A 25,967-nucleotide genomic window follows, 5' to 3' on the forward strand; every position below is an offset into this window, starting at 1 on the left:
TAACTCTGCTAAGTAACCGCAATTAAGCACAAGCTAAGCTGTAAATGCCGCTCTAAGCTGGTCAAAGTGTGCAATAGTCCAAGTGGCTTCTGCGCTAAAATGGTGGTTAGTACTATTTAGATATAAACAAGATGGCATGCCGGCATTCGCGGCCGCTTGTAAGTCATAAATATAATCGCCCACATACAAGATCTGCTCTGGGGCTAGCTGCAACTGCTGTGCTATATGTAATAAGCCTGCAGGATCGGGCTTAGCAATAAAATCATCTCGTGTTACTACTAGCTCAATAGGTATGGCCAGACGTTGCATGGTTAGCTCGGTTGCTTGGCGCATATTACGCGTAAATAATGCTAAGGGTATATTGGCAGAAATAAGCGCTTGTAAACATTCTTCTGCACCTGGGATCCACCTTGCTAAAGCCGCACCCGCCATTTCGTGCTGATAAATAACATCTAATGCGGTTTGATAAAGCTTAGGATCTTCGGTTTGGGCTAGCCGCTCTAGCAAGGGCGTGCCAACTGGCCAACCAATATCTTGGCAAATCGCAGCAAAGTCTAATGCTGAATCAACTAAGGTGCCATCCAAATCGAAAGCTACTGCCTTAATTTGTTGTTGTATTTGCTTAATATCCAAATTCTCACCTAAACAATTCCCTATCAGTAATGCTATCTTTAGTAAAATTGGTTAATTCTACTAATTGTAGGTCTAAATAGCACAACCCAAAATCCACAAAATACATAACCAACTGATTTATAACAATAAAATTATGGCGCAACTTTTGCCTTATTTATGCTTTAATTAAGCAAAACAATTAATGGAGCAGACTATGGGCTTATTTAGATTACTTTTTAACTTACTTTGGTTTATTTTAGGCGGCTTGTTTATGGGCTTAATGTGGTGGTTTATCGGTATTTTATGCTTTATTAGTATTATTGGTATTCCATATGGACGCTCTTGCTTTGTTATTGGTGAAATGGCTTTTTGGCCCTTTGGCCAAGAGGCGATAGATCGTAGTTATGTAAACCAACGTCATGATATTGGTACTGGTACCTTAGGCACTATTGGTAATGTTATTTGGTTTGTAATCTTTGGTATTTGGTTGGCTATTGGCCATTTAGGTTCGGCATTGGCGTGTTTTTTAACCATTATTGGCATTCCTTTTGGCATTCAACATATTAAATTAGCCATGTTAACACTAGCTCCTGTTGGTAAAACTATAGTCACAAAACGAGTTTAAAGGCTAAAGCATGGTATTTAAGCAAACCAAGGTAACAACTCCCTTAACTACAGCGCAGAAATACCAGCGCATTTGGCAAACTGTGCTGCAGATCCCTAAAGGTAACGTTGCCAGCTATGGTCAAATTGCAGATTTAGCCGGTTTACCTGGCCGAGCACGTTTGGTCGGTAAGGCCTTAGGCCAAGCCCCAGCAGAGCTGGCAATACCTTGGTATAGAGTTATCCGCAGCGACCGGCAACTCGCATTTCCTGCTGGCAGCCCTAATGCTATTAGCCAACACCAATTACTGTTAGCTGAAGGCGTGCTTGTAGTGAATAATCGCGTTAAAAAAAGCTATTATTGGCAACCTGATTTAGCTGAAATAATGTATCAACTACAATTTTAATTAAATCGACCAAGGCTATGGATTTTTATTGCCATAAAAGCCTGCTTTTCGCTAGACTAGCGCCCTACTAATGATAAGCGTAACAAATAGGACATAATTATGGGTGCACAATGGAAAGCCAAGCATAAGCAAGACGCTGCTAATGCAAAAGGCCGTATATTTACTAAGTTGGCAAAAGAAATCGCTGTTGCTGCACGTAATGGCGCCGATCCTGATATGAATGCCAAATTACGATCGGCCATTGAAACCGCTAAAAAAGCTTCAATGCCAAAAGAAACCCTAGAGCGAGCCATTAAAAAAGGCGCCGGTTTATTAGATGGCCCAGCTAATTATGAAACCGTAGTTTATGAAGGTTTTGCCCCGCATCAAGTGCCTGTTATTGTTGAATGCTTAACCGACAACAAAAACCGTAGTGCTATGAGTATGCGTATTTTATTTCGCAAAGGCCAATTAGCTACTTCAGGCGCTGTATCTTGGGATTTTAAACATTTAGGTCAAATAGAAGCCACCCCAACCAGCCCAGATGCCGATGCTGAATTAGCGGCTATTGAAGCTGGCGCTCAAGATTTTGAAGACGGTGATGATGGCGATATGGTGTTTTTAACCGAGGCGGCAGATTTAGACTTAGTTAGTAAAGCCTTGCCTGAATTTGGCTTTAGCGTAAATACAGCTCGGTTAGTTTATCGCGCCAACAATCCAGTTACTTTAACTGACGAAGATGCCCTAGCTGAAGTAGAAGCTTTTTTAGACGCTATTGATGCCGATGACGACGTTCAGCACGTTTATGCCGGTATTGCCGAATAGAATTTAGATTAAAGCAAATAAAAAGGGCTCTTAATAAAGAGCCCTTTTTGCTTCTAGTCTAATTATTTTTTCTTAGGTATAGGAAAACCACGATCACGCATTAAAGCATCAATAGTCGCATCACGACCACGGAATGCACGGTAAGCTTCTGCTGGGTCTACCGCGTTACGTACGCTAAACAAGTGTTTAACCAGTTTGCCTGCGACTTCTTTATCGTAAAAACCACCTGGTGCTTCAGCAAAGGCTTCAGCTGCATCTGAGGTTAAAACTTCAGCCCACATATAGCCATAATAAGCAGCTGCATAACCTTCACCTGAGAAGACATGGCCAAACTGCGGTGTACGGTGACGCATAACAATTTCTTTTGGCATATTCATGGCATTTAAAGTATCACGCTCAAAAGCGTCAGGATCAACATTGCTAGGGTCATCTAACATATGCAGTTTTAAATCAATAATGGCTGAAGCTAAATATTCAGTTGTTTTAAAGCCCGAATTAAAAGTAGCCGCTTTTTTGATTTTTTCTACCAGCTCTTTTGGCATAGGTTTGCCAGTTTCACTGTGCACTAAGTATTTATTAATTACTTCATCCGTTAATAACCAACGCTCTAATAATTGCGACTGAAACTCAGTGTAGTCACGCACGCCACCATTTAAGGTGGGGTAAGTCACTTTGGCGGATAAAGCATGTAAGGCATGGCCAAACTCATGGAAGTAAGTAGTAGCATCATCCCATGAAATTAACACTGTTTCACCTGGTGCACCTTTCATAAAGTTAGAGTTATTGGATGACAGCACATTTTTCTGACCATCATAGGTGCTGTATCCACGATAACTCGTCGCCCAAGCGCCTGAGCGTTTACCTTGGCGAGCAAAAGGATCTAAATACCATAAGCCTATTTCTTCGCCTGTGGTTTTATCGGTGACATGCCACACTTTCACGTCTTCATGAAACACAGGCACACTGCCTTCTGGCACAGGCGTAAAGTTAAAGTTAAATAAACGGCCAGCGACATAGAACATGGCTTCACGCAGCTTATCTAGCTGTAAATATTGCTTAACTTCATTAGAATCTAGGTCATACTTTTCTTTACGCACTTTTTCAGCGTAATAGCGATAATCCCAAGGCGCAATTTTAATATCATCACCTAAGCTATCGGCTAAAGCTTGCATATCGGCAACTTCTTCTTCAACCCTAGCAATAGCAGCAGGCCATACCGACATCATTAAGTTCATAGCATTGCTTGGCTTTTTAGCCATTCTATCTTGCAAGCGCCAAGTAGCGTAATTATCAAAGCCTAATAAGCCAACACGCTCATCACGTAAAGTTAAAATTTCAGTAATAAGCGCATTATTATCATGTTCATCGCCATTATCACCACGGCTGTAATAGGTATTCCATACCTTTTCACGTAAAGCACGATCTGTTGAATAGGTTAAAAATGGGTCCATAGAGGAACGCGTATTCAAAACTGCATACATGCCTTCTTTACCACGTGACTTAGCTGCAGAAGCGGCACCATTAATATAAGATTGCGGTAAACCATCTAGCTGATCTTCGGTTAAATACAACACATAACCTTCTTCATCAGCTAAAATATTACTAGAAAATGCCGTATGTAATTGGGCTAAACGCTGGTTAATTTCAGCATAACGCTGTTTTTTCTCAGCGTCTAAGGTTGCACCATTATTGGCAAAGCCTAAGTAAACTAAATGGGTAAGACGCTGTTGCTCTGAGGTAAGCTTTTTATATTCATCAGAATTATAAACGGCTTCTACCCGCTTAAACAAAGCTTCATTTTGGGTAATTTTAGAAGAGAAAGCCGATAATTTAGGCGCTATTTCTTTTTGAATGGCTCTAAATTCTGCTGAAGATTTATTAGAACTCCAAATTCCGTAATATCTAAAAACTCGGCTTAAATCTTCACCTGCTTTTTCTAAAGCGACAATAGTATTTTCAAAGTTAGCCGCTTCAGGATTATTGGTAATAGCATCAATTTCAGCTAGTTGTTGCTGCATACCAAATTCTAATGCTGGTTTTAAATCAGCTAATGACATTTTGTCAAAAGCCGGTACCCCTTGATATGGACCTGTCCAAGGTTGTAATAGTGTATTATTTTGGCGAATTTCTGAAGTGGCGGCAGCTATTGCTGTTTTTTCAGTGTTAGGTACTGTGGCATTATTACAGCCAACTAAGCCTACCGAAAGAATGGCTGTTGTTACCCATAGTGGCAAAGATTTCATGCGTTGCTCCAAGCTAGGTTAATTAAGAGATAGTGCTTATTTAATACAATATGACTTTGTTGCAAAACAGACTACCTTGCTCAACTTAGAAAACCAAGTTTTAGGCTTAGTATTAACCAAATAAAAGTTGCCAAATGCTGACTTTGCGGTGCTTGTGATATTGCTTACGTAATTTATCAACCGCCTTTAAATGCTGTTTCGCTGCACTAAAATCTTGCGCGACTAGGGCGTGCTCTGCAGCTGTTAATTCCTGTAATACGAGCTCTAAGCCTTGCTTAAACTTATCCGCTTTATCTTCAGGGAATTCCGCGGTTAATGAGGTTTGAGTTAATAGTTTTAAATTTTCAATATGCGGCGTCAGTTGTACTATCGTTGTTGCTTCATGCGCTTTTTTATATTGAAAAGCCATTTCTTTCATGGTTTTTTCTAAATCAACGGTTGCCGCTGCAAGATTAAATGACAATAAAACGCTTAGGGCGATACCACTAACGCCACTAAAACGGCTTAAGCTAAATCGTGTTTTCATATTAAAGTCTCTAAAAATATTCAGCTATTAGTATACCGATTTAAGCCCATTAACGCAGTAACCCCCTTATTAATCTACAGCAAGTTATCTGCTATTGGTCTTACTTTACTTGCGCCAGATAGCGTAATATGTACACAATTAGAGCCTGCCCCTAACTGAGACATATTATGAATAAATTGATTAAATCGACTCTCGCTAGTGCGATTGTATTAAGCCTTGCCGCTTGTAGCAGCAAACCTTCAGTAGTGGACTATGAAACCAAAGCTATGCAATTGGCGCAAAAGCACATTATTATCGATACCCATATTGATGTGCCTTACCGTATATACAATAGATGGGAAGATATGAGCCAAGCCACTGAAATTGGTGACTTCGATTTTTACAGAGCCATACAAGGCGGCTTAAACGTGCCTTTTATGTCTATTTACATTCCAGCTTCTTATGAAGAAAGCGGTGGTAGTTTTCAGCTAGCCAATCAATTAATTGATAGCATGGAGGCGCTAGTTGGCCGCGCACCTCACAAATTTGCAATGGCCCCTGACAGTAAAGATGTTATTGCCCAATTTGGTAGCGGTAAAATTTCCTTAGCTCTTGGTATAGAAAACGGCACGCCTATTGAAGGCAAACTAGAAAACCTGCAACATTTTTATGACCGCGGCGTACGCTATATCACTTTAGCTCACTCTAAAAGTAACCATATCTCTGATTCCAGCTATGACTCTAACCATCAATGGCAAGGCTTAAGTCCCTTTGGTAAAGAGCTAATAGCTGCCATGAATAATATTGGCATGATGGTGGATATCTCACATGTATCTGACGATGCGTTTTACCAAGCTGTCGCTATTAGTAAAGTCCCTGTTATCGCCTCACACTCTTCTGCACGCCACTTTACACCGGGCTTTGAGCGCAACATGGATGATAAAATGATTAAAGCCCTAGCTAAAAATGGCGGTGTTATTCAAGTCAACTTTGGCTCTTCCTTTGTCACTCATCAAGCTAACCAATATGGTGCTTTACGTGCAGCAGCCGCTAAAAAAGCTGGTGTTGCGAATGATAGAGATTTTGCCGCTAAGTTTAAGGCAGAAAACCCTTACCCATTTGCCAACTTAGATAATGTATTAGATCATATTGATCATATAGTTAAATTAGTAGGTATTGATTATGTAGGAATTGGCTCTGATTATGATGGTGTAGGTGACTCACTACCTGAAGGCTTAAAAGATGTCTCTACCTATCCTACTTTAATTGCGGGCTTATTAGGCCGTGGTTATAGCGAAGCGGATATTGAAAAAATATTATCTGGTAACTTTTTGCGAGTGTGGCGCCAAGTAGAAGCTTATGCTGCTGCACAAAAGTAATTTAAAGCATTAAATAACCTAGCTACACGGTTAAGCCTAATAAACTTAGCCGTGCACTAGGTTAAACAATTATTTAGTGTTGAATTAGAGCTGCAATTAAACCTATTACACCACCAAAAAAACCGCCCCATACCACTAGCCAGCCTAAATGCTGACGAATAATACTTTGCATAATATCTTTAACTAGCTCAGGGGTTAATTCCTGTAACCGGCTTTCCACTATGGTTTGTACTTGCTGTTGTAACTCTTGGCTTTGCTCTGGCTTATTAAGTTGTGCCAACACTAACTGCTTAAAGTCAGCACTTTGTGCAACATCAGCTAAGGCGGCTTTTAATTTAACTATAAAAGGCTGTTTCAAAGGTAATAGTGCTTCTGTGCCACCAAACATGGCCAGCATACTGCCAAATGAAGACTGCTCTACAACATTCACTAACGAATCAAAAGCGGGTGATAAATCGGTTTGCTCTATTACCGGCTGCAAATCAAGCGGCATAAAGTCTGTTTGCTGCTGCATAAAACGCTGAATATTATCAGCGTTAAAAAACTGTTGCATTATTAACTGCTGAATACCAGCTTTAAACTGATCAAAGCGGATTAAAATAACACCTGAGCCATATAAAAGTGGCACTTTTTCAAACAACATATGTACAGCTAACCAATTAGTTAAGGCACCAGACAATGCAAACAAACCAACACTTAATACAATAGGTTGCTGCCAATGCCAGCCAACTAACATTACAATTAATGCCAGTAAATTGGTTACTATGTTTTTATTTAGGCGACTTTTTTCACTCATGCTAATTAGCTCTCAACACCAAAATGATTTGGTGCTGATTTTAATCAGCCCAGCCCCTACTAGCAAGCCTTGTACTATTAACTAGTTATATCCTAGCTCAGCACAATGTGCAGTTTCCACTTCCTGATACGATAGCAGGGGTTCATCTGCATCTTGCTCAGCCCAAACAAAGCTTAAAGCTTGATGCTCTTGCTCAGTTAAAGCAAAAGCTTTTTGCTGCTGAAAGAAAAACCGTTGTTGCTGAATATGACTAGGTTTAACGGCACTCATAATAGACTCCTTGTGACCCGATAAAGTGGCGCCCAGTTAAAATATCTTAGCTGTTCGCTATTTAAGATTAGCATAGACTGCACAAACTGACCTGAAACTGAACTGGTCATCAGACTAGTTGCCTTTAAGCGGGTTTATATTTGACCAAAACCTATTCTATAAAAAACTGACCACAAGTAGCCATACAAGCACTTTGCAGTTTACGCTATTAACGCCTATGCTTGCAGTTTGACATTTTCACTGCTTAATATAATTGCCAAGGAGGCTTATTATGCACACTAATAAAGCACAGTTACCTTTTGTTATTACCAGCGCCTTACTTATAACTGCGCTGTCTACAAGCTTTACAGCTACAGCTGAAACTGAAGCTACAAAAATAAATATTGAGCCAGGCTTATGGCAATATAATTTCAGCATTAAAACTGAGAGTGGTGAACTAGAACGCACAATGCAAAAAATGGAACAAACACTAGCTAATATACCAGCTGCTCAACGCGACATGATGAAAAAAATGATGGCTAGCCAAGGTGTTTCTTTTGATTTTAAAAACACCTCAGTTCAGGTTTGTTTAACTCAGCAAGATATTGACCGCGGTCAGATGCCACAACAAGAGGGCTGCAAACAAAATGTCAAACAAACTAGCGCCAACAGCTACAGCTTCACTTTTAGTTGCGACACCAACCCTCCCAGTAGCGGCAGTGGTGTTATGACTTTAGATGGCCGCAAAGCCTATACCGGCAATGCCAACTTTACCACCCAGCTAAATGGTAAAGCAGAGCAAATGACCATGCAACAAAGTGGTAAATGGCTTAAAGCAGATTGCGGTTAATTTTTAGCGCTACTTATAGTTAAAGCCTGCCATAAAAAATGCTGATAACGAGATTCTATCGGCATTTACTTCTATTGTTTTATCTTACCGTGCAGCTAACGCTCTATAGTTGTCTAAAAAGCTATCGTAAATATTAAAATAGCAATGACAACTGCGCACCAATCGTAGTGCGGCTAAACCGCTTATTGTCACCATTCACTTGATAATCAATTGGCAGTGAATTCGGGTAAAAACTCTGATATTGCAAGTTATAATAATTGCCGTAAAAATCAAGCCGGATATTCGGCTGCAATTTAAGCTCAAGCCCTACTTTGGCCATTCCATGGCAACAGTTGTTGCTATTACTGTCATTTTCAATCCATTCCAACAGGCTGCCACTTAAGTCAAAACCAGCCTGAAAATAAGGACTAAGCCACCAGTCCATACCCAATCGTGCATATAAAAATACTGGCCTTATACGGCCTTCAGAATAGTCAGCCGGTTGCTGCTTCAAAGTAATACGCTGATAACTTAAACCAAATTGCATATATAGATCGTTTCGATCTACTTTGCGTAACCCTAATGCAAAACCAGACGTTTCAGCTTTATCTGCGTGCTCGGTAAATACTGAAAACACTTTTTCAGTATCGGCAAATACAGCCTCAGCAGGGCTTGCAACTAAAGCACCAAAAATGATCAACCCCGCCATTACAACTTTACACATTAGCAACCCACACCTTAAATTAACACCGTTAACATTAAGCCGCTGATAGTACTTTAAAACGTTACAAGTTAAAAGCGTGAAAGATAAATAGTAAGTATTACTAATAACCATTTAATAAATACAGATAACATATTGTATAGTCATGTCTTTAATGCATTATCTCCCCAATAAGTGAGCCGTTACTATGTGGCTAAATACAGAGCATATTACCGATGCGGCGATACGCAGCTATCGCAAGGCACTACTGTGCGCTCGCCCTAACCATGTGGTTATTGATAATTTATTTGATAACATAAAGTTGCAGCAAGTTATTAGTGTTTTACAGCAAGATAACCAATGGCAAACCCAGCGGCACAGCTACTCTGCTTTATATGTCGATAACACTAAGTGGCAAAAAACCAGCAGCAAGCAACGTTTTGTCCAGCGAGATATTTGGCAACGCACTGCGCCAAGTTCTGATAACACTTCTGCGGCTATTGCTTTAAACAATAGCGCCAGTGAATTTTTAGCATATTTACGTAGTGTTGAATTTATGGCGTTGTTATCAAAAATTTTTAAAGTGCATTTAACCGATATTAACGTGGCTAACCCGGCGATTAATACCAATTATTTTCGCTTAGCCGCAACCGACTTTGTAAACCTACACGCCGATGACTCGCCAGGGCGAGAAGTATGCATGCTGTTATATTTAAATAAACATTGGCACAGCAACCACGAAAATAACGGTGGTGAATTGGTTTTTAAAGGCACGAATAACTGCCCTATTAAGATCGCGCCGTTGTACAACCGCTGTGTGTTGTTTGACCCATCCTCTGCAGGCTCAGAGCATTGGGTGAAGCCAGTAGCAACTACGCAATACCAACTGTATCGCTATAACGTTACTAGTTGGTATTGGTCTGAGTGATTATTTAATTGTCGAACATAGGGTTCTAACCAAGTTCTCGTTTCTGCGCATTAAACAACAAAGCCCACGCTTTTGCTTCGTTAGCCTAAGGTGTAAATTGCTGGAGAGATTGTTTCGGGCTTCCTGCCCTACACCCTTCGGGCCGCACTAAAGTGCGTGCCAATTCGTTCCTGACGAATTGGTCGAACTACAGAGTTCGAACCAAGTTCTCGTTTCTGCGCTTTAAACAACAAAGCCCACGCTTATAGCGTGGGCTTTGTTGTTTAAGATGGCGGAGAAAGAGAGATTCGAACTCTCGTTAGGGGTTAACCTAAACACACTTTCCAGGCGTGCGCCTTCAGCCACTCAGCCATTTCTCCGGTGCTTGGATCACAAGCGCGGCTATACTAGATAAAATATGCTGTTGCTGCAAGTATTATCCGGTTTAACCGGCTGAAAAAGCTTACTATCGCTGGCTTTTTCAGCGCTTTTGGTACGCAAAAACTAAGCGTTGCCTTTTACTTTCATGTTTAACTCTTTAGCGAAGTTTAACATTCTATTTAAAGGCACTAAGGCTTTTTCTCGAATATCGGCATCGACAAAGATTTCATGTCCGGTTGCGTCTACTAAAGCTGATTCAATTGACTTTAAGCCGTTCATTGCCATCCACGGGCAGTGAGCACAGCTACGGCATGTTGCGCCGTTGCCACCGGTTGGGGCTTCGATAAAGGTTTTATTCGGCATTTGTTGCTGCATTTTGTAGAAAATGCCTTTGTCGGTTGCCACAATAAAAGTGTCGTTAGGTAAAGTTTGGCTAGCTTTTATTAATTGGCTAGTTGAACCTACCGCATCTGCTAGCTGTACCACGTTGTCAGGCGATTCAGGGTGAACAAGCACCGCCGCTTCAGGATACTGCTTTTTAAGCTCTATAAGCGCGTTGGCTTTGAATTCGTCGTGCACAATACAAGCGGCGTCCCATAACAACATGTCAGCGCCTGTTTGCTTTTGCACATAATGGCCTAGATGCTTATCTGGTCCCCAGATAATTTTTTTGCCTTGGCTATCTAGATAATCTACAACATCTAAGGCGATAGACGAGGTGACTACCCAGTCTGCACGTGCTTTTACGGCTGCTGACGTATTGGCATAAACAACCACCACGCGATCTGGATGTTGATCACAAAAGTCTGAAAACGGTTTAGCTGGGCAACCTAAGTCTAGCGAACAGTTAGCCTCAAGAGTTGGCATTAACACCGTTTTGTTTGGCGTTAATATTTTAGCCGTTTCACCCATAAACTTAACACCAGCGACAATTAAGGTGCTAGCGGGGTGTTCATTACCAAAACGTGCCATTTCTAGCGAGTCTGAAACACAGCCGCCGGTTTCTTCGGCTAAGGCTTGAATTTCAGGATCAGTATAATAGTGCGCAACTAATACAGCGTCTTTTTGCTGCAATAAGGTTTTAATGCGTTCTTTGTACGCAAGCTTTTCATCGCTATTTAGCGGCTTTGGTTTTGCAGGAAAAATAAAATCACGCTCTGTGAAATACGACGATTGTTCCATAGGGCTAACTCTATATTGATGACTATTTTAATGCTGGCTATTATAGCGACTTGCAATAATAAAAGACAGTAGATAAGGATGCATGGTGGGTCATGATGGATTCGAACCATCGACCAATGGATTAAAAGTCCACTGCTCTACCGACTGAGCTAATGACCCATGCAGGAAAGTGATAAAAAGTGGTGGGTCATGATGGATTCGAACCATCGACCAATGGATTAAAAGTCCACTGCTCTACCGACTGAGCTAATGACCCAAACAGGGTTATCGAAATGGTGGGTCATGATGGATTCGAACCATCGACCAATGGATTAAAAGTCCACTGCTCTACCGGCTGAGCTAATGACCCTTTTCGATATATGTTTGCGCGGCTTGGTGGGTCATGATGGATTCGAACCATCGACCAATGGATTAAAAGTCCACTGCTCTACCGGCTGAGCTAATGACCCTCACCGCGGACGCATATCTTACTGATTTACGGCTTGAGTGCAAGAAAAAACTGGTAAAAATAAGCACAAAGCAGGTTAACTGCTCAAAATGCCAGCGCTGAGCAGTTAATTATTAACAAAATTGATTAAAATGTTATATAGAGGCAAGAAAATAGCTCTCTAATTTAACTCTTAGATTTTGTATCTTAGGCTAAATTAGAGAGCTATTTATTACTGTTATTATTGCAAGGCGCTGAGGCGATCTTGGGCTAACTTAACCGTAGTACCTGTTTTAAATTTACTGACTAATTGTTGATAATATTTTTTAGCGGCAGCTTTATTGTTTTCACGCTCGGCTACCTGACCTAACTTTAATAAAGCATCGGCCACTTTTGTTGAATTAGGATAAGTACCTACAACACGCTCAAATTGGGTTTTAGCTTTAGCCAGTTCATTTTTATTAAATAACAGCTGGCCTAACCAAAAATGAGCATTAGCGGCATAAGTAGAATTAGGGTAAGTATGAATAAAGTTCTCAAACTCTGGTATAGCAGCGTCATAGCGACGGTCCTTTAATACCATATTGACGGCTTTGTCATAAGCTTGATTTTCTAACACATCTGAAGAGTAAGTTGTTTCAGCTACTTGGGGTGAAATAGTTGAGCTATCTACACTACTAGTGCCAGCTTGTTGTACCTCTGATACCCGTCGATCAATTTCTTGATATAAATCACGCTGCCGTTGTAAGATTTCTTCAAGTTGATACGCATGGGTTTCTGTCACACCGCGCAATTCGCTTACTTCATCTAACAACATTTGTAATTGCTGTTGCATGCGAATTTGGCCATCTGATCGCGCTTCAACAATGCGCTCTAACATAGCTAAGCGCTGTTCTAAACTACCTGTTGGTATAGTTTGCGAACCACTAGCCACCGTAGCTGAACGATTAAGGTTAATATCCGTTACCGGAGCGGGATTGGCATTAGCACTGGCATGTGCCAGTACTAATGCTGCTAACAAAGTAAATTTAGCTTTCATGCGAGTCGTTTATTAAAATTAAGATATTAATAGACTAACACTGCACGACGGTTTTTGGCAAAGCCTGCTTCCGTGCGTGAGCGATCTAATGGTTTTTCTTCACCGTAACTTACAGTAGAAATCTGGCCACCCGACACACCTAAATTTTGTAAATATTGAACAACAGCTAAAGCACGACGCTCACCTAAAGCAATATTATACTCTGGTGTACCACGCTCATCTGAATGGCCTTCAATAGTGACACGTACACTTGGGTTAGCCGTTAAAAAGCTAGCATGCGCTTCTAGAGAAGCAACAAACTCAGGGCGAATAGTGGCACGGTCAAAGTCAAAGTAAATAGTATTTTCTTGACGTAATGAATCTAATTTTTTACGCATTTGTTCAGCTGGGCTTACCACTGGTGCAGCTGTTTCAACTTGTACAACTTCTTGTTGCTGTTGAGTATTTGCGCTGGTATTAGCATCTGATTCATCCATGCTAGAAGTAGAACTACAAGCAGCCATAGTCAGCACTGGTAATGCAACTAATAAACTTTTTAATACATTATTTAATTTCATGATCTTGTCCTTTGTTTTTTAAAGTAAAAACTTTTTATTATAAATATGGCGACCACGACGGTGATTTAACTGCGCCTTCCACCGCCGGTAGCCTTGCTTTAAAACGACCATCCATAGAAACCAGTGCTAACACCTGTGTTGAACCATGCATAGTACTATAAATAATCATAGAACCATTTGGAGCCACACTTGGTGATTCATCCAGCGTTGTTCGAGTTAACACTTGCAAAAATCGAGTTTGTAAATCCATTTTTGCGATGTTGTATAACCCTCTGGTACGATTAACCATTACTATCGACTTACCGCCGTCAGTAAAAGATCCTGCAAGATTCATCTCACCTTCAAAAGTGATTCTTCTTGTTTTATTTGTTAATAAATTTACGCTATATAGCTGTGGATTACCACCACGCTCAGAACTAAACATTATTTCTTTACTATCAGGTGACCAAGTTGGCTCGGTATCAATAGCACGATGATTAGTTATCCGCGTTAAAGCTCTTGACGCTATATCCATTACATAGATTTCTGGATTACCATCCTTTGATAGCACCATAGCCATGCGTTTACCATCTGGTGACCATGCTGGAGCCCCATTAATACCCGGCGAACTACTTAACATAGTGCGTTTGCCAGTATAAATATCTTGAATATAAATTTGTGCTTGCCGCTTTTCAAAAGTCACGTAGGCTAATTTAGTGCCATCTGGTGACCATGAAGGAGACATCAGAGGCTCTTTTGAGCGTAATAATACTTGCTCATTAGCGCCATCATAATCAGCAACTATTAATTGGTGCGAAAATTCATTGTCATTATTAACCAAAACATAAGCAATTTTAGTTAAAAAAGCGCCTCGTTCACCGGTTAGCTTTTCATATACTATGTCACTAATACGGTGGCCATACTGCCGAAACTGGCTACCGGTTATTGTTGTCTCACGGCTATCAAGAATATGGTCATTACTTAACACTAATTTACCGGCATTAAGCATTTGTTTATTTAAGCCATTACTGCCTTTTAATATATCTATTAGTTCAAAGCTTACAGTATAGCGGTCAATCCCAGTTTCGGTAATTTTACCTATTACAATAGCTTCTACCCCTTCACGCGCCCAAGCCGCATAGTCAATTTGTTCAGCACTCGCCGGCCTTTGCGGCATCTTAATACTAGCTAATGGGCTAAACTTACCACTACGCATTAAATCAGCAGAAATTATTTCATCTAAGCGTTGGCTTGGCACAGTGGCACCATTAAACGTAAAAGGGACTATGGCAACAGGCCGGCCAGAATCTAAACCACCTGTAATAACAATCTCTAATGACGCCTTGGCCGAGCCACTTAAAACAAGTGCGAATACAGTAAAAATAACACGATAAAAACTAGACTTTATCAAAATTGAGGCTCCACTCTTAAGTTTATATCTTTCATTTGTTTATACACTTCTGGATCTGACGACATTGGCAATTGATTAATGCGATTAAGTGCCCGCACCGTCGCTTCACAAACGGCTTTATCACCGCTCAATACCTTAGTGCTAGTTACAAAACCAGTAGTAGCAAGTTTAATATTTACTAAGCACGACTTGCCGCGCATAGACTCATCTTTATACAGGTTTTGATTTATAGTGTTCATTATTAAAGCTTTGTAGCGCTCAACCTCTGTTGCTGCTTGTTGCGAACGTGCCGCTGCTCTGGCACTAGCCTCTTTAGCTAGTTGCTCTTGCATTAAGCGCTCTTGTTCAGCTTGACGCTTAGCTTCGGCCTCTTTTCGAGCGCGCTCTTGACGTTGTTTTTCTAAAGCTGCTTGTTCTTGCTTACGCTTTTCTTCAGCAGCTTTTGCCGCAGCTTCAGCTTTTTTACGTTCTTGCTCTTTTTGTATTCTAGCTTGCTCGGCTTGTTTGGCTTTTTCAGCTTCTTGTTGCTGTTGCTTCTTTGCATCAGTGGCTGCAGCTTGCGCCGCTTTAGCTTCAGCATCGGCTTGCCGCTTTTGAGCTGCAACTTGCTTTAAACGTGCCTCTTCATCAGCGCGATTTTTTTCTGCTAACTGAGCGCGACGTTCTAAGTCACGAATACGCTTTTCTTCTGCGGCTTTAGCGTTAGCTTGTTCAGTTTGCATTTGTGCTACCCGCTGTTGCAATGCATCAGCATCTATAGCTACTGCTTGCACCGGCGCTAAGGCTTCACCTTCTGACTGCAAAGTGACATTAACAATTTCAGGTTTAGAAGAAAAATCTGCTCCCCAAATCAACAAAATAATACAGACTAAATGCAGCCCCAACGATGTAATTAATGGTGGGTCTAGTTTTATCGCCATCTTATTTAGTATCCACGTTATCAGTCATTAAGCCTACTGATGGCGCGCCTGCTTGCTTTAAAATATTAATTAAATGTATAACTGCATTATAGCTTACTCTACCATCACCTTTGACAATAACTTGCGTGCCTGGCTCTATGGTTAACCAACTTGCTACTTCTACCACTAACTGATCAGCAGTAAAGGGGCCTTGCTGCTTACTGTCTTTTTCAAACCAATATAAACCATCTTGATCAACAGTCGCCACTAAGGGAGTTTTACCGTCTTTCATTTGCTTGATTGGTTCAGCTGCAGACTTAGGCAACTCTACTTTTACCCCTTGGGTAATAAGTGGCGTGGTTACCATAAAGATAACAAGCAACACTAGCATAACGTCAATATAAGGTACCACGTTAATTTCCGCCTTTAATCGGCGCTTTTTCCGCACGTACATTAGTTATTGTCTCCAGTATTTACCATCGATTGTCGATTTAAAATATTGGCAAATTCTTCTGCAAAATTAGCATAATGAGATTCAAGAATTTCAACTTGATGTGAAAATTTATTAAAAGCAATTACAGCCGGGATAGCAGCAAATAAACCAATAGCTGTTGCTATAAGGGCTTCAGCAATACCTGGTGCAACCATTGATAAAGTAGCTTGCTCAACTGCACCTAAGGCAATAAAAGAGTTCATTATTCCCCAGACAGTGCCAAATAAACCTATGTAGGGGCTAATTGAGCCTACTGTAGCTAAGAAGGGTAAGTTAGTTTCTAAACGCTCAACTTCACGCGACAAGCCTACTCGCATAGCTCGCTGAGTGCCTTCCATTACAGCAATGGATTGCTTACTGCTAGATTTGTGTAAACGGGCAAACTCTTTAAAGCCTGCTTTAAATAATGCCTCTAACCCTGTTACTGCAGAGCGAGCGCTCACTTCGTTATAGAGTTTGGATAAGTCGATCCCAGACCAAAATTTATCTTCAAACTTTTTAGCATCCACTAAAGCAACATTAAGTATTTTACTGCGACGTATAATCATTGCCCATGACATTACTGACATAACCAACAGAATTATCATTACCAACTTTACAACTAAACTGGCTTCAATTAATAAACTTAATATAGAAATTTCACCTGACACCTTGTAATACCTCTGTCACTTCTGCCGGAATAGATCGGGCTTTCATTTCCTGCAATGCTACACAGGCCACCTTAATATCTGCCGAACACACTATAACGCCGGCCTGATTATATACTTGCTGTTTAAACACTATACTTGCGCGCTTTAACGTACTAATTTGACTCTGTATGGTCAACAAGTCATTAAATTTAGCCGGCTTATTATTATCCATCAGTACTTGCTTAACAACAAAAGCAACGTTGTTTGCTAATAATAAATCTTGCTCTACGCCTAAAGCACGTAACCATTCGGTACGTGCTCGTTCAAAAAATTTAAGGTAATTGGCATAATATACAATACCCCCAGCATCGGTATCTTCGTAATAAACACGCACTGGGAATGTAAAAATTGTACTAGACATGTCTGTTCGCTTTAAGTTGCATATAATATGAAAGCTGCGCGACTAACTCAATTGGTTAACAACGAAATTGCTAACTTATATTTTTCAGCTCGGCACTTGTTTTTGGCTAACAATTCTGTTGACTAAACTTAACCCAAATAGTTCAGCAATAAAAGGTTATGCGACCAAACTACAAGCTACTAAGATACTTAACGTTGCCTAAAAAATAGTAATACCGCTAATATCTACTGGTTTAGCTTAACATTAGATGAATAGAGCTTTTCAAGCTGCCACTGTCTATAAAGCAAACAGCCAAGTTTCATCCGAATAGATATCGAACATTAGTTTTTCTAATGCCAAACTGACAATTTTTCTAGTTTGAAGTAATTACTCAGTTAACCTATTATACATTTGTGTTCTGAGCTAGCGCACAGTGTAGGAATTAAGTTACTACACTTTAGTCAAGTTCACTAAGTAACAGGATTTAGCGTTGATAAGTGTTGTTATGTTTCATATGTTCCCTGGACTTTTTTGAAGCTCTGCTTCAACTTTTTAGCCCACTTTATAGTGGGCTTTTTTTTTACTTGTATTTAGCATGGTGTTTCTTTACTTATCATTGAGTTAATGGCGGTAAATCAAAACCAAAGTGACTGTAGGCTCTTGGCGATGCCACTCGGCCTCTGGGCGTGCGCTGAATAAAGCCCTGCTGAATTAAAAATGGCTCTATCACATCTTCAATTGTATCTTTTTCTTCACCTATAGCTGCCGCTAAGTTGTCTAAGCCCACTGGTCCACCACCAAACTTTTCAATAATGGCTAATAGTAGCTTTCTGTCCATATAATCAAAGCCTTCTGCATCTACATCGACCATTTGTAAAGCTTGAGCGGCTGTTTCAATTGTTACTTCACCATTGGCTTTTACTTGCGCATAATCTCGCACTCGGCGTAATAAACGATTTGCTATACGTGGCGTGCCTCGTGAACGCCGTGCTATTTCAGTCGCTCCTGCTTGGTCTAAAATTAAATTTAAATAATGAGCTGAGCGTAAAATAATTTGCGTCAACTCAGAGACCTTATAAAATTCTAGTCGCTGTACTATGCCAAAACGATCGCGTAAAGGTGAAGTTAAGGCGCCAGCTCGTGTTGTTGCTCCTATCAGTGTAAAAGGCGGCAGTTCTAATTTAATTGAACGTGCTGCTGGGCCTTCACCTATCATAATATCAAGCTGATAATCTTCCATCGCCGGATACAGTATCTCTTCTACTACTGGGCTTAAACGATGAATTTCATCAATAAACAACACATCATTCGGCTCTAGGTTAGTTAGCAAAGCGGCTAGATCACCAGCTTTCTCTAATACTGGGCCTGAAGTATTTTTAATATTAACGCCCATTTCATTAGCAACTATCATAGCTAAAGTGGTTTTGCCTAACCCTGGCGGGCCAAAAATAAGTAAATGATCTAAAGGATCACCTCGGCCACGGGCAGCTTCAATAAAAATAGCCATTTGTTGACAGACATGCTCTTGACCGGTGTAATCAGCTAAAGTTTTTGGCCGAATTGCACGGTCTATGACTTCATCTTCACGCGTAGCCGTGGTTTGGATCAGGCGATCTGCTTCTATCATTAGTTAAATCATACTCCGTAATGCGGTTTTGATTAATTGTTCACTGCTCATCTCTGGCGTAATAACTTTTTTAACTGCTTTAGCTGCCTGCATTTGACTATAACCTAAAGAAACTAACGCACTTATAGCATCATCTTCTGCACTGACGGGCCGACTAAAAATAGCTTCATCATCAATCACCAGCATATTATCCGTTACTGGTGTAGCAGGTGCTAATCCCCAGTTTTTTAGCCTATCACGCATTTCAACTATTAAACGCTCTGCCGTTTTTTTGCCAACACCCGGTAATTTAACTAAGGTGGTCATATCATCCATTTGCACACAGCGTACAAACTGCTGTGCTGTCATGCCAGACAAAATAGTCAGTGCCAATTTCGGCCCTACACCATTGGCTTTAATTAATAACCGGAATAAGGCCCGTTCGGTCTCATTAGTAAAACCAAATAATAACTGGGCATCATCACGCACCACAAAATGAGTATAAATTATGGCCTCTTGACCCAAGGCTGGTAAATTATAAAAACTATTCAGTGGTAATTGCACCTCATAGCCAACCCCAGCAACCTCTATTAACAAATCGGGGGCCTGTTTTTCTAACAAGATACCACGTAATCGTCCTATCATATTTTTACTTATATACCCCGAGCTTTACGCCTTTATTGTAATCGACCGCGCACTGTTTTACGGGCGCGGCCCGCTAAACCAATTAAACTCTGCTGAGTATGGCCATGACACATAGCTACAGCAAGTGCATCGGCAGCGTCTGCTTGCGGATTGGCAGCTAACTTTAGTAAGGTGCGCACCATATGTTGCACTTGTGCTTTATCTGCGGCACCTGTACCCACTACAGCTTGCTTTACTTGCCTAGCCGAATATTCAAATACTTCAAGGCCAGCATTTTTAGCAGCAACTATTGCAGCGCCACGCGCTTGGCCAAGCTTTAAAGCAGCATCTGCATTACGGGCCATAAACACTTGTTCAATAGCAAAAATAGTGGGTTGAGTCTGTTGAATTATCTCACTAACGCCATTAAAAATATCTAACAAGCGCTCGGGTAATAAATCGGTCGTCTTTAAACGAATACAGCCGCTGGCAACATAATTAAATTGGCTACCAACCTGACGCACTACGCCATAGCCTGTGATACGGCTTCCCGGATCTATGCCGAGAATAATATTCACTATTAACCAAACTCAACCATCAGCTCTTCACTGATATCGGCATTATGATAAACGTTTTGCACATCGTCTGAGTCTTCTAACATATCTATTAGTTTAAAGAAGTCTGCTGCATTAGCAGCATCTACTTCGGCACGAATAGAGGGCACTAAGGTTACTTCTGCTGACTCTGCAACAAAACCAGCATCGACAAGAGCTGCTTTAATATCAGCAAAATTATCTGGCTGAGTTAAGACTTCTTTACTGCCATCGTCGTCGACAACAATGTCATCAGCGCCAGCATCTAAAGCCGCTTCTATTAAGGCATCTTCATCTACTTCAGGTGCAAACATTAATACCCCTAAACGGGTAAATAAATAGGCTACTGAACCTGAAGTACCTAAACTACCAGCATTTTTAGTAAAGGCATGGCGTACTTCTGCTACGGTACGTTTATGGTTATCTGTCATGGTTTCAACAATAATTGCCACACCATTAGGGCCATAGCCTTCATAGACTAATTCTTCGTAATTTTCACCTTCACTCGCACCTGCACCACGCTTAATCGCACGGTCTATAGTGTCTCGGTTCATATTTTCAGATAAGGCTTTATCAACCGCTAAGCGTAAACGTGGGTTCATGCTGGGATCAGGATTTTGCTTGGCAGCTACGGTTAGCTCGCGAATAACTTTAGTGAAGATTTTATTTTTTTTTGCATCCTGACGGGCTTTGCGATGCTTCATGTTCGCCCATTTACTATGGCCGGCCATTTTATCACTCCTTATATACAATAAGCGGCAGATAATGACTGCCGCTGTACTACAAAACTTTATAAGCCGCACTCACCTCTTAACCTAGGTAAATGCTTACTTTATGGCTTAAGCTAATTAAGCTTTTTAATGACTTGAATATTTAACTCTGCAAGCTGTGCTGGGTTAGCACTACTAGGTGCATCCGTTAGCGGACAAGCAGCTGTAGCCGTTTTAGGGAATGCCATAACATCACGAATTGAAGTCGCGCCAGTCATTAACATTACCAAGCGGTCTAAACCAAAAGCTAAACCGGCATGAGGCGGTGCGCCATATTTTAATGCTTCTAATAAGAAACCAAATTTTTCTTTGGCCTCCTCATCACTAATACCAAGTAAACTAAACACCTTAGCTTGCACATCACAATTATGAATACGTACCGAGCCGCCACCTAACTCAGTACCATTTAATACCATATCATAAGCGTTTGATAATAAATCAGCCAATTTAAACTGTTCGACTGGGGTAGTTAAAAAGCTCGCCGTATCTACAGGTGCTGTAAATGGGTGATGTACAGCAGCATAGCTACCATCATCAGCTTGTTCAAACATAGGGAAATCTACCACCCATAATGGCTTCCAGCCCGCTTGGGTAATGGCTAAATCCTCGCCTATTTTCAAGCGTAAAGCGCCCATAGCTTCACAGACTGTATTATAACTATCAGCACCAAATAAAATTAAATCACCATTTTTTGCTGCGGTACGGTTTAGTATTTCAGCTACGATATCGGTCGTTAAGAACTTAGCTACCGGAGACTGGATGCCATCAATACCTTGGCTGACATCATTCACCTTCATCCAGGCTAAACCTTTAGCGCCATAGATGCCAACGTAGCTGGTATAACCATCAATATCTTTGCGCGATACTTTAGCGGCAGCTTGTGGCACTTTTAATGCCACCACTCGGCCTTTGGCATCATTTGCTGGGCCAGAAAACACCTTAAATTCAACGTCTTTAACTAAGTCGGCAATATCCACCAGTTGCATGGGGTTACGCAGGTCTGGTTTATCCGAACCGTATAATCGCATTGCTTCGTGATAGGTCATCCGCGGGAATTGACCAAGATCGACATCTAATAAATTGGCAAACATTTTACGCACCATCTCTTCGGTCAAGTTCATTACTTGCTCGGCGCTCATAAAAGAGGTTTCAATATCAATTTGAGTAAATTCTGGTTGCCGATCTGCTCGCAAGTCTTCATCACGGAAGCACTTTACTATTTGATAGTAGCGATCTAATCCCGACATCATTAATAATTGTTTAAATAATTGCGGCGACTGTGGCAGAGCAAAAAACTCCCCTTTGTGAGTTCGGCTAGGCACTAAGTAATCACGCGCACCTTCGGGTGTAGCTTTGGTTAAAATAGGTGTTTCAATATCTAAAAAGCCATTAGTATCCATAAAGTTACGCACAAAGCTGGTTACTTTAGCTCTAAACTTTAACCGGTCACTCATCAGCGGGCGGCGTAAATCTAAATAGCGGTATTTTAAACGCTGCTCTTCACTATTATTTTGATTAGAATCTAAAGGTGATGGAGCGGCTTTATTTAAAATCACCACTTCACTGGCGTAAACTTCAACTTCGCCCGTTGCCATATCGGCATTAATTTGCGACTCAGGACGTGTCCGTACTTGGCCTTTAACTTGAATACAAAATTCGTTACGTAAGGTATAAGCTACTTTAAATAACTCGGCTAAGTCTGGGTCACATACTACTTGAACTATGCCTTCACGATCTCGCAGATCAAGGAAAATAAGCCCACCTAAATCACGGCGGCGGTTTACCCAGCCACATAATGAAACTTGTTGTTCTGCATGTTGCGCAGTTAATAAACCGCAATAATGGCTTCGCATTAAACCTTCCTTTAACTTGCTAATCAGTGACACGAAAATAACGGCTGATTATATAGAAATTTTATGTTTAATGTCACTGCTAGCGGATTAAAAGCTTGGTTTACTAAAACAATATTGATTTTTACCTTGCTGCTTAACCCTATACATAAGGTTATCTGCCACTTTTAACAACTTATCTGCATCGGTGCCATCTTCAGGATAAATAGCGATACCTATACTGGCTCCTATGCTTATAGCACCTATAGATAGCTGCATTGAATACTGTAATTGCTGTAACACTTTTTCAGCAATAATAGCGGCATCATGACGATGCATTAATCCGGTTAATAAAATAACAAATTCATCACCACCAAAACGCGCCACCGTATCAGTTTTACGCACTGCATCTTGTAATATAACCACTATACTTTGCAGTAATTCATCGCCGACATCATGGCCGTATTTATCATTAATGTCTTTAAAACCATCTAGATCAATAAAAAGTAAGGCTAAAGTTTCATTATGCCTTGCATGCTGCAATAACGCTTGTTGGAGCCGCTCTTTTAATAAACTGCGATTAGGCAATTGGGTTAGGTCATCATGTGTTGCCATAAACCGCATTTTTTCTTCAGCAATGCGGCGTAAGTTAACTTCTTTGCGTAACGATAAATTCCAAATAATAAAAAAGACAATAATAAGAGATACAGCCCCGCCTAGCTGCAGCATTAACCGTGTAAATGAGGTTTTATCTAAGCCTTGGTTAATTTGAAAATCAAACCATTTTTTATAAACCTGTTTTTCACCATCTTCGCCTAAACTACGGATCCCCTTATTTAACATCTTAACTAAAGGCTGGTAATCAACCCTAACGCCAAACATAGTTTGTTCGCTAGTTAAGCCTTCTAATACTTGGATTTGTAAATTAACATAGCCAGTATCCCGTAAAAACTGGCCTGCTGTTTCTACGGTATCTATCACAATATCTACTTCGTTATACTGCAATAAACTAATAGCTTGCTTTAAATCTTTGGTTAAAGTTATCTCACTATTAACAAAACGCTTTGGTAACTCTGCCGCTAAAGTGTATTCTTTATAAATAGCAATACGTTTACCAGCTAACTGGTCTATATCAATTACCTTATTACTAGACACACTACTAATAGCCGCCCAATGGCTAGACCAATATGGTTCGGTCAATGATAAAACTGCATTTTCGTCACTAGTCTTGCCAAGGCCACCAACGATATCTATCTCATGCTCTGTTAATGCTGTTCTAAGTTCAGCAAAGCTCTCGAAAGCTTTAATTTCAAATACGGTATCTAAACGCTGGGCTATCAGGTTAATAATATCTATGGTAATGCCCACAGCTTCACCTGAGCTATCCAAGAATTCCATGGGTGGCCAGTCTTTAACTATGCCTAACCTAATTGGTTGATGCGTATTTAGCCAAGTCCGTTCAACTAAGGGTAAAGGTACTTTATGTCTAAATTTAGCGTAATAGCGATCAGGCTCATTAAGCCAGCGCTTTTCAATAGCCTCTAACTGCTCTAAATCTAAATTGGCAAAACCTTGATGAATTGTTTCAAGCAACTCTTGGTTATCCGTTTGCACAAAAGTATATAGACCCGTTTCTATTACTAGCTCATCGGACATCTTATAACGATCTGCTACATTTAATTGCTGAAAACGGATTGGCATTATTGCCGAACCACCTATAAAGCCGATAGCCTCTTGCTGCTGTACGGCTACTAGCATTTCTTCTAAGGATACATAGCGTTTAAAGGTAAGTTGAGGATACTTACCTTTTAATTCAGTGATATAAGGTGCGTTTTGAAATACTGCAATAGTGGCTTGGTTTAACTTACTTAAAGATAGATTAGTGAGATGTTTAGGATAAAAAAGTGCCGAATTAAAGTTATATAAATGATATGCCTCTTTTAACCGCTGAGATATTAGCTCACTCATTGGTAAAGCTACAACAGCGTCAATACGGCCTTGCTCTAAGTTTTGCACATTGTTAGCCGAGCTGTCTGGTACAAATGCTATTTTTTTACCTGTTTGCTCAGCCCAAGCTTGCCAGAGTTCAATAATTAGCCCTTTAGCCTCACCTCCAGCAGTAATATGCATATAAGGTGGATTATTTACAGATACACCAAGCTGCAAAGTGTCTTTATCTGTAGGCGCGCTCAACCAGCTTTGCTCTAAATTAGCAATAAAAGTTGGCTCGATTTGATTAGTTGCGATTTGTAATTGCTGAAATAGCGCTGGGTTTTCATAAACAGCATAACTTAATTTATTTCTAGCAATGGGCATTTTTCGATACAAGGGAAACAAAGCATTTAAGGTTTTATAGTCAGCATAAATAACAGGCAAATTATCAAAAGCACTAAACGCAAATAACTCCCCACGAACTGCAGCATCATATAAGTCAGGAATAGAGGAGTAATAGGCCAAGTTAGCATTTGGGATTAATTCTTGTAGGGTAGCTATATGGCTTGATCGTTTAATTACACCTATAGTAAGAGGCTTCAAATCATGCACGCTTGTAAAATGCGGCATGTCGCGATGAATAAAGACATTACTATAAATAGTAATATCCAAATCTCCCAATTCATATTGCTTTGCTCTTGCAGGCGTACCGGCTAAAGCACCATGTAAATGCACCTCTCCTCGCTCTAACATTGCTAGTGTTTCAGGCCAGGTAGCGGGAAAAAATTGAACCTCTATATCTTGTTGCTGAGCAAGCTGCCGCCAATAATCAACCACCAAACCTTCTGCTTGACCATGTTGATTAAGATACATATAAGGATATATATCTTTGCTAATTGTTATTTTTAATGGTGACGGTAAAGCAGCATGGCCGCTGGTCATAATTAAAATAAGCACTAAATAGACTAATGCTGAAAATCCCTGTTTCATTATTATCTACTACTTGGCAGTTCATACCTCAGTATGGCGTCTATATTAACAATTGGCCAAGCTACCTAATTTTATGCATGCCAAACAGCCGATTTTGACTTTAATTAACCAGTATAGCCTGACTTTAATAGCCGTTAGCGGCAGTTTTAAGGTAAACTGATTCAAGCTGTTTTTTGATAATAACCCTAACGA

At 40.5% G+C, this 25,967-nt stretch carries 26 protein-coding genes and 5 tRNA genes; 6 read left to right on the forward strand and 25 right to left on the reverse strand.

All coding sequences use genetic code 11. The features are described from left to right. Positions 1-33 precede the first annotated feature (33 nt). Positions 34-633 carry an HAD family hydrolase gene (locus RDV63_RS13270; protein WP_313909986.1) on the reverse strand — a complete coding sequence of 200 codons (600 nt, stop codon included), beginning with the start codon at positions 631-633 and terminating at the stop codon, positions 34-36. A gap of 193 nt (positions 634-826) precedes the next feature. Between RDV63_RS13270 and RDV63_RS13275 the strand changes: the two genes are divergently transcribed. The 3 genes from RDV63_RS13275 to RDV63_RS13285 all read left to right on the forward strand — a co-directional run bounded on the left by RDV63_RS13275 (position 827) and on the right by RDV63_RS13285 (position 2,426). Further along, the gene (locus RDV63_RS13275; RefSeq protein WP_313909987.1) at positions 827-1,237 is read left to right on the forward strand and encodes a YccF domain-containing protein; all 411 of its coding nucleotides are present in this window, start codon (positions 827-829) and stop codon (positions 1,235-1,237) included. Positions 1,238-1,247: 10 nt separating this feature from the next. After that, entirely contained in the window at positions 1,248-1,622 is a 375-nt protein-coding gene (locus tag RDV63_RS13280) for an MGMT family protein (protein WP_313909988.1), read from the forward strand. 99 nt (positions 1,623-1,721) lie between these two features. Further along, positions 1,722-2,426: a YebC/PmpR family DNA-binding transcriptional regulator gene (locus tag RDV63_RS13285; RefSeq protein WP_313909989.1), complete on the forward strand. Its 705-nt coding sequence runs from the start codon at positions 1,722-1,724 to the stop codon at positions 2,424-2,426. Between the two features lie 62 nt (positions 2,427-2,488). Here the strand turns inward: RDV63_RS13285 and RDV63_RS13290 are convergent, their stop codons facing one another. Together RDV63_RS13290 and RDV63_RS13295 are read right to left on the reverse strand one after the other, a co-directional pair. Then, on the reverse strand, positions 2,489-4,669 hold the full coding sequence (locus RDV63_RS13290; protein ID WP_313909990.1) for a M3 family metallopeptidase: 2,181 nt from the start codon (positions 4,667-4,669) through the stop codon (positions 2,489-2,491). 112 nt (positions 4,670-4,781) lie between these two features. Continuing rightward, positions 4,782-5,195 carry a cytochrome b562 gene (locus tag RDV63_RS13295; RefSeq protein ID WP_313909991.1) on the reverse strand — a complete coding sequence of 138 codons (414 nt, stop codon included), beginning with the start codon at positions 5,193-5,195 and terminating at the stop codon, positions 4,782-4,784. A 167-nt stretch (positions 5,196-5,362) separates the two neighbouring features. On the opposite strand from RDV63_RS13295, the gene RDV63_RS13300 reads away from it, so the two are divergent. Then, entirely contained in the window at positions 5,363-6,553 is a 1,191-nt protein-coding gene (locus tag RDV63_RS13300) for a dipeptidase (protein WP_313909992.1), read from the forward strand. A gap of 73 nt (positions 6,554-6,626) precedes the next feature. Here RDV63_RS13300 and RDV63_RS13305 read toward each other — a convergent pair whose 3' ends face one another. Both RDV63_RS13305 and RDV63_RS13310 read right to left on the reverse strand, forming a co-directional pair. Next, positions 6,627-7,349, reverse strand: a complete 723-nt coding sequence (locus RDV63_RS13305; protein ID WP_313909993.1) for a DUF445 domain-containing protein — start codon at positions 7,347-7,349, stop codon at positions 6,627-6,629. Positions 7,350-7,430: 81 nt separating this feature from the next. Continuing rightward, positions 7,431-7,619: a hypothetical protein gene (locus RDV63_RS13310; protein ID WP_313909994.1), complete on the reverse strand. Its 189-nt coding sequence runs from the start codon at positions 7,617-7,619 to the stop codon at positions 7,431-7,433. Between the two features lie 271 nt (positions 7,620-7,890). Here RDV63_RS13310 and RDV63_RS13315 point away from each other — a divergent pair, with 271 nt between their 5' ends. Further along, complete coding sequence (locus tag RDV63_RS13315) at positions 7,891-8,448, forward strand: DUF3617 domain-containing protein (protein WP_313909995.1); 558 nt, start codon at positions 7,891-7,893, stop codon at positions 8,446-8,448. A 133-nt stretch (positions 8,449-8,581) separates the two neighbouring features. Here RDV63_RS13315 and RDV63_RS13320 read toward each other — a convergent pair whose 3' ends face one another. After that, positions 8,582-9,151 carry a hypothetical protein gene (locus RDV63_RS13320; RefSeq protein WP_313909996.1) on the reverse strand — a complete coding sequence of 190 codons (570 nt, stop codon included), beginning with the start codon at positions 9,149-9,151 and terminating at the stop codon, positions 8,582-8,584. 184 nt (positions 9,152-9,335) lie between these two features. Here RDV63_RS13320 and RDV63_RS13325 point away from each other — a divergent pair, with 184 nt between their 5' ends. Further along, positions 9,336-10,055, forward strand: coding sequence for a 2OG-Fe(II) oxygenase (locus RDV63_RS13325; protein WP_313909997.1), 720 nt, complete (start codon positions 9,336-9,338; stop codon positions 10,053-10,055). 269 nt (positions 10,056-10,324) lie between these two features. On the opposite strand, the gene RDV63_RS13330 is transcribed toward RDV63_RS13325, so the two are convergent. The 19 genes from RDV63_RS13330 to RDV63_RS13420 form a co-directional block, all read right to left on the reverse strand. Next, positions 10,325-10,414 (reverse strand) — tRNA-Ser (locus RDV63_RS13330). Positions 10,415-10,538: 124 nt separating this feature from the next. Beyond that, positions 10,539-11,597, reverse strand: a complete 1,059-nt coding sequence (nadA, locus tag RDV63_RS13335; RefSeq protein ID WP_313909998.1) for a quinolinate synthase NadA — start codon at positions 11,595-11,597, stop codon at positions 10,539-10,541. A gap of 83 nt (positions 11,598-11,680) precedes the next feature. After that, positions 11,681-11,756, reverse strand: a tRNA-Lys gene (locus RDV63_RS13340). Positions 11,757-11,777: 21 nt separating this feature from the next. Next, positions 11,778-11,853 (reverse strand) — tRNA-Lys (locus RDV63_RS13345). A 17-nt stretch (positions 11,854-11,870) separates the two neighbouring features. Then, a tRNA-Lys gene (locus RDV63_RS13350) sits at positions 11,871-11,946 on the reverse strand. 24 nt (positions 11,947-11,970) lie between these two features. Beyond that, a tRNA-Lys gene (locus tag RDV63_RS13355) sits at positions 11,971-12,046 on the reverse strand. A 219-nt stretch (positions 12,047-12,265) separates the two neighbouring features. Then, the gene (gene ybgF / locus RDV63_RS13360) at positions 12,266-13,063 is read right to left on the reverse strand and encodes a tol-pal system protein YbgF (RefSeq protein WP_313909999.1); all 798 of its coding nucleotides are present in this window, start codon (positions 13,061-13,063) and stop codon (positions 12,266-12,268) included. A 26-nt stretch (positions 13,064-13,089) separates the two neighbouring features. After that, positions 13,090-13,620, reverse strand: coding sequence for a peptidoglycan-associated lipoprotein Pal (gene pal / locus RDV63_RS13365; RefSeq protein ID WP_313910000.1), 531 nt, complete (start codon positions 13,618-13,620; stop codon positions 13,090-13,092). A 37-nt stretch (positions 13,621-13,657) separates the two neighbouring features. Continuing rightward, a complete protein-coding gene (gene tolB / locus RDV63_RS13370) occupies positions 13,658-15,010 on the reverse strand; it encodes a Tol-Pal system beta propeller repeat protein TolB (protein WP_313910001.1) in 1,353 nt (450 codons plus the stop codon). Next, a complete protein-coding gene (gene tolA, locus RDV63_RS13375) occupies positions 15,007-15,930 on the reverse strand; it encodes a cell envelope integrity protein TolA (protein ID WP_313910002.1) in 924 nt (307 codons plus the stop codon). Before tolA ends, tolB begins: the two co-directional genes overlap by 4 nt. A 1-nt stretch (position 15,931) precedes the next feature. After that, positions 15,932-16,363, reverse strand: coding sequence for a protein TolR (gene tolR / locus RDV63_RS13380; RefSeq protein ID WP_313910003.1), 432 nt, complete (start codon positions 16,361-16,363; stop codon positions 15,932-15,934). Next, positions 16,363-17,040 carry a protein TolQ gene (gene tolQ, locus RDV63_RS13385; RefSeq protein ID WP_313910420.1) on the reverse strand — a complete coding sequence of 226 codons (678 nt, stop codon included), beginning with the start codon at positions 17,038-17,040 and terminating at the stop codon, positions 16,363-16,365. The genes tolR and tolQ overlap by 1 nt, the downstream gene beginning before the upstream one ends. A gap of 1 nt (position 17,041) precedes the next feature. Next, on the reverse strand, positions 17,042-17,452 hold the full coding sequence (gene ybgC / locus RDV63_RS13390) for a tol-pal system-associated acyl-CoA thioesterase (protein WP_313910004.1): 411 nt from the start codon (positions 17,450-17,452) through the stop codon (positions 17,042-17,044). A gap of 592 nt (positions 17,453-18,044) precedes the next feature. Further along, complete coding sequence (gene ruvB, locus RDV63_RS13395) at positions 18,045-19,058, reverse strand: Holliday junction branch migration DNA helicase RuvB (protein ID WP_313910005.1); 1,014 nt, start codon at positions 19,056-19,058, stop codon at positions 18,045-18,047. Positions 19,059-19,061: 3 nt separating this feature from the next. Next, the gene (ruvA, locus tag RDV63_RS13400; RefSeq protein WP_313910006.1) at positions 19,062-19,682 is read right to left on the reverse strand and encodes a Holliday junction branch migration protein RuvA; all 621 of its coding nucleotides are present in this window, start codon (positions 19,680-19,682) and stop codon (positions 19,062-19,064) included. A 32-nt stretch (positions 19,683-19,714) separates the two neighbouring features. After that, positions 19,715-20,239 (reverse strand): crossover junction endodeoxyribonuclease RuvC, encoded by a 525-nt coding sequence (ruvC, locus tag RDV63_RS13405; protein WP_313910007.1) that lies wholly within the window; start codon positions 20,237-20,239, stop codon positions 19,715-19,717. Positions 20,240-20,241: 2 nt separating this feature from the next. Then, complete coding sequence (locus tag RDV63_RS13410; protein WP_313910008.1) at positions 20,242-20,985, reverse strand: YebC/PmpR family DNA-binding transcriptional regulator; 744 nt, start codon at positions 20,983-20,985, stop codon at positions 20,242-20,244. A gap of 113 nt (positions 20,986-21,098) precedes the next feature. Then, positions 21,099-22,877 carry an aspartate--tRNA ligase gene (gene aspS / locus RDV63_RS13415; RefSeq protein WP_313910009.1) on the reverse strand — a complete coding sequence of 593 codons (1,779 nt, stop codon included), beginning with the start codon at positions 22,875-22,877 and terminating at the stop codon, positions 21,099-21,101. A gap of 87 nt (positions 22,878-22,964) precedes the next feature. After that, positions 22,965-25,775 carry a transporter substrate-binding domain-containing protein gene (locus RDV63_RS13420; protein WP_313910010.1) on the reverse strand — a complete coding sequence of 937 codons (2,811 nt, stop codon included), beginning with the start codon at positions 25,773-25,775 and terminating at the stop codon, positions 22,965-22,967. Positions 25,776-25,967 lie beyond the last annotated feature (192 nt).

The organism is Rheinheimera sp. MMS21-TC3 (assembly GCF_032229285.1).
Lineage (GTDB): Bacteria > Pseudomonadota > Gammaproteobacteria > Enterobacterales > Alteromonadaceae > Alishewanella.

Bases quoted from the DNA above. Each gene is read 5' to 3' on its own strand.
- RDV63_RS13275 (WP_313909987.1), top strand. From the start codon at position 827: ATGGGCTTATTTAGATTACTTTTTAACTTACTTTGGTTTATTTTAGGC.
- RDV63_RS13280 (WP_313909988.1), top strand. From the start codon at position 1,248: ATGGTATTTAAGCAAACCAAGGTAACAACTCCCTTAACTACAGCGCAG.
- RDV63_RS13285 (WP_313909989.1), top strand. From the start codon at position 1,722: ATGGGTGCACAATGGAAAGCCAAGCATAAGCAAGACGCTGCTAATGCA.
- RDV63_RS13290 (WP_313909990.1), bottom strand. From the start codon at position 4,669: ATGAAATCTTTGCCACTATGGGTAACAACAGCCATTCTTTCGGTAGGC.
- RDV63_RS13295 (WP_313909991.1), bottom strand. From the start codon at position 5,195: ATGAAAACACGATTTAGCTTAAGCCGTTTTAGTGGCGTTAGTGGTATC.
- RDV63_RS13300 (WP_313909992.1), top strand. From the start codon at position 5,363: ATGAATAAATTGATTAAATCGACTCTCGCTAGTGCGATTGTATTAAGC.
- RDV63_RS13305 (WP_313909993.1), bottom strand. From the start codon at position 7,349: ATGAGTGAAAAAAGTCGCCTAAATAAAAACATAGTAACCAATTTACTG.
- RDV63_RS13310 (WP_313909994.1), bottom strand. From the start codon at position 7,619: ATGAGTGCCGTTAAACCTAGTCATATTCAGCAACAACGGTTTTTCTTT.
- RDV63_RS13315 (WP_313909995.1), top strand. From the start codon at position 7,891: ATGCACACTAATAAAGCACAGTTACCTTTTGTTATTACCAGCGCCTTA.
- RDV63_RS13320 (WP_313909996.1), bottom strand. From the start codon at position 9,151: ATGTGTAAAGTTGTAATGGCGGGGTTGATCATTTTTGGTGCTTTAGTT.
- RDV63_RS13325 (WP_313909997.1), top strand. From the start codon at position 9,336: ATGTGGCTAAATACAGAGCATATTACCGATGCGGCGATACGCAGCTAT.
- nadA (WP_313909998.1), bottom strand. From the start codon at position 11,597: ATGGAACAATCGTCGTATTTCACAGAGCGTGATTTTATTTTTCCTGCA.
- ybgF (WP_313909999.1), bottom strand. From the start codon at position 13,063: ATGAAAGCTAAATTTACTTTGTTAGCAGCATTAGTACTGGCACATGCC.
- pal (WP_313910000.1), bottom strand. From the start codon at position 13,620: ATGAAATTAAATAATGTATTAAAAAGTTTATTAGTTGCATTACCAGTG.
- tolA (WP_313910002.1), bottom strand. From the start codon at position 15,930: ATGGCGATAAAACTAGACCCACCATTAATTACATCGTTGGGGCTGCAT.
- tolR (WP_313910003.1), bottom strand. From the start codon at position 16,363: ATGTACGTGCGGAAAAAGCGCCGATTAAAGGCGGAAATTAACGTGGTA.
- ybgC (WP_313910004.1), bottom strand. From the start codon at position 17,452: ATGTCTAGTACAATTTTTACATTCCCAGTGCGTGTTTATTACGAAGAT.
- ruvB (WP_313910005.1), bottom strand. From the start codon at position 19,058: ATGATAGAAGCAGATCGCCTGATCCAAACCACGGCTACGCGTGAAGAT.
- ruvA (WP_313910006.1), bottom strand. From the start codon at position 19,682: ATGATAGGACGATTACGTGGTATCTTGTTAGAAAAACAGGCCCCCGAT.
- RDV63_RS13410 (WP_313910008.1), bottom strand. From the start codon at position 20,985: ATGGCCGGCCATAGTAAATGGGCGAACATGAAGCATCGCAAAGCCCGT.
- aspS (WP_313910009.1), bottom strand. From the start codon at position 22,877: ATGCGAAGCCATTATTGCGGTTTATTAACTGCGCAACATGCAGAACAA.
- RDV63_RS13420 (WP_313910010.1), bottom strand. From the start codon at position 25,775: ATGAAACAGGGATTTTCAGCATTAGTCTATTTAGTGCTTATTTTAATT.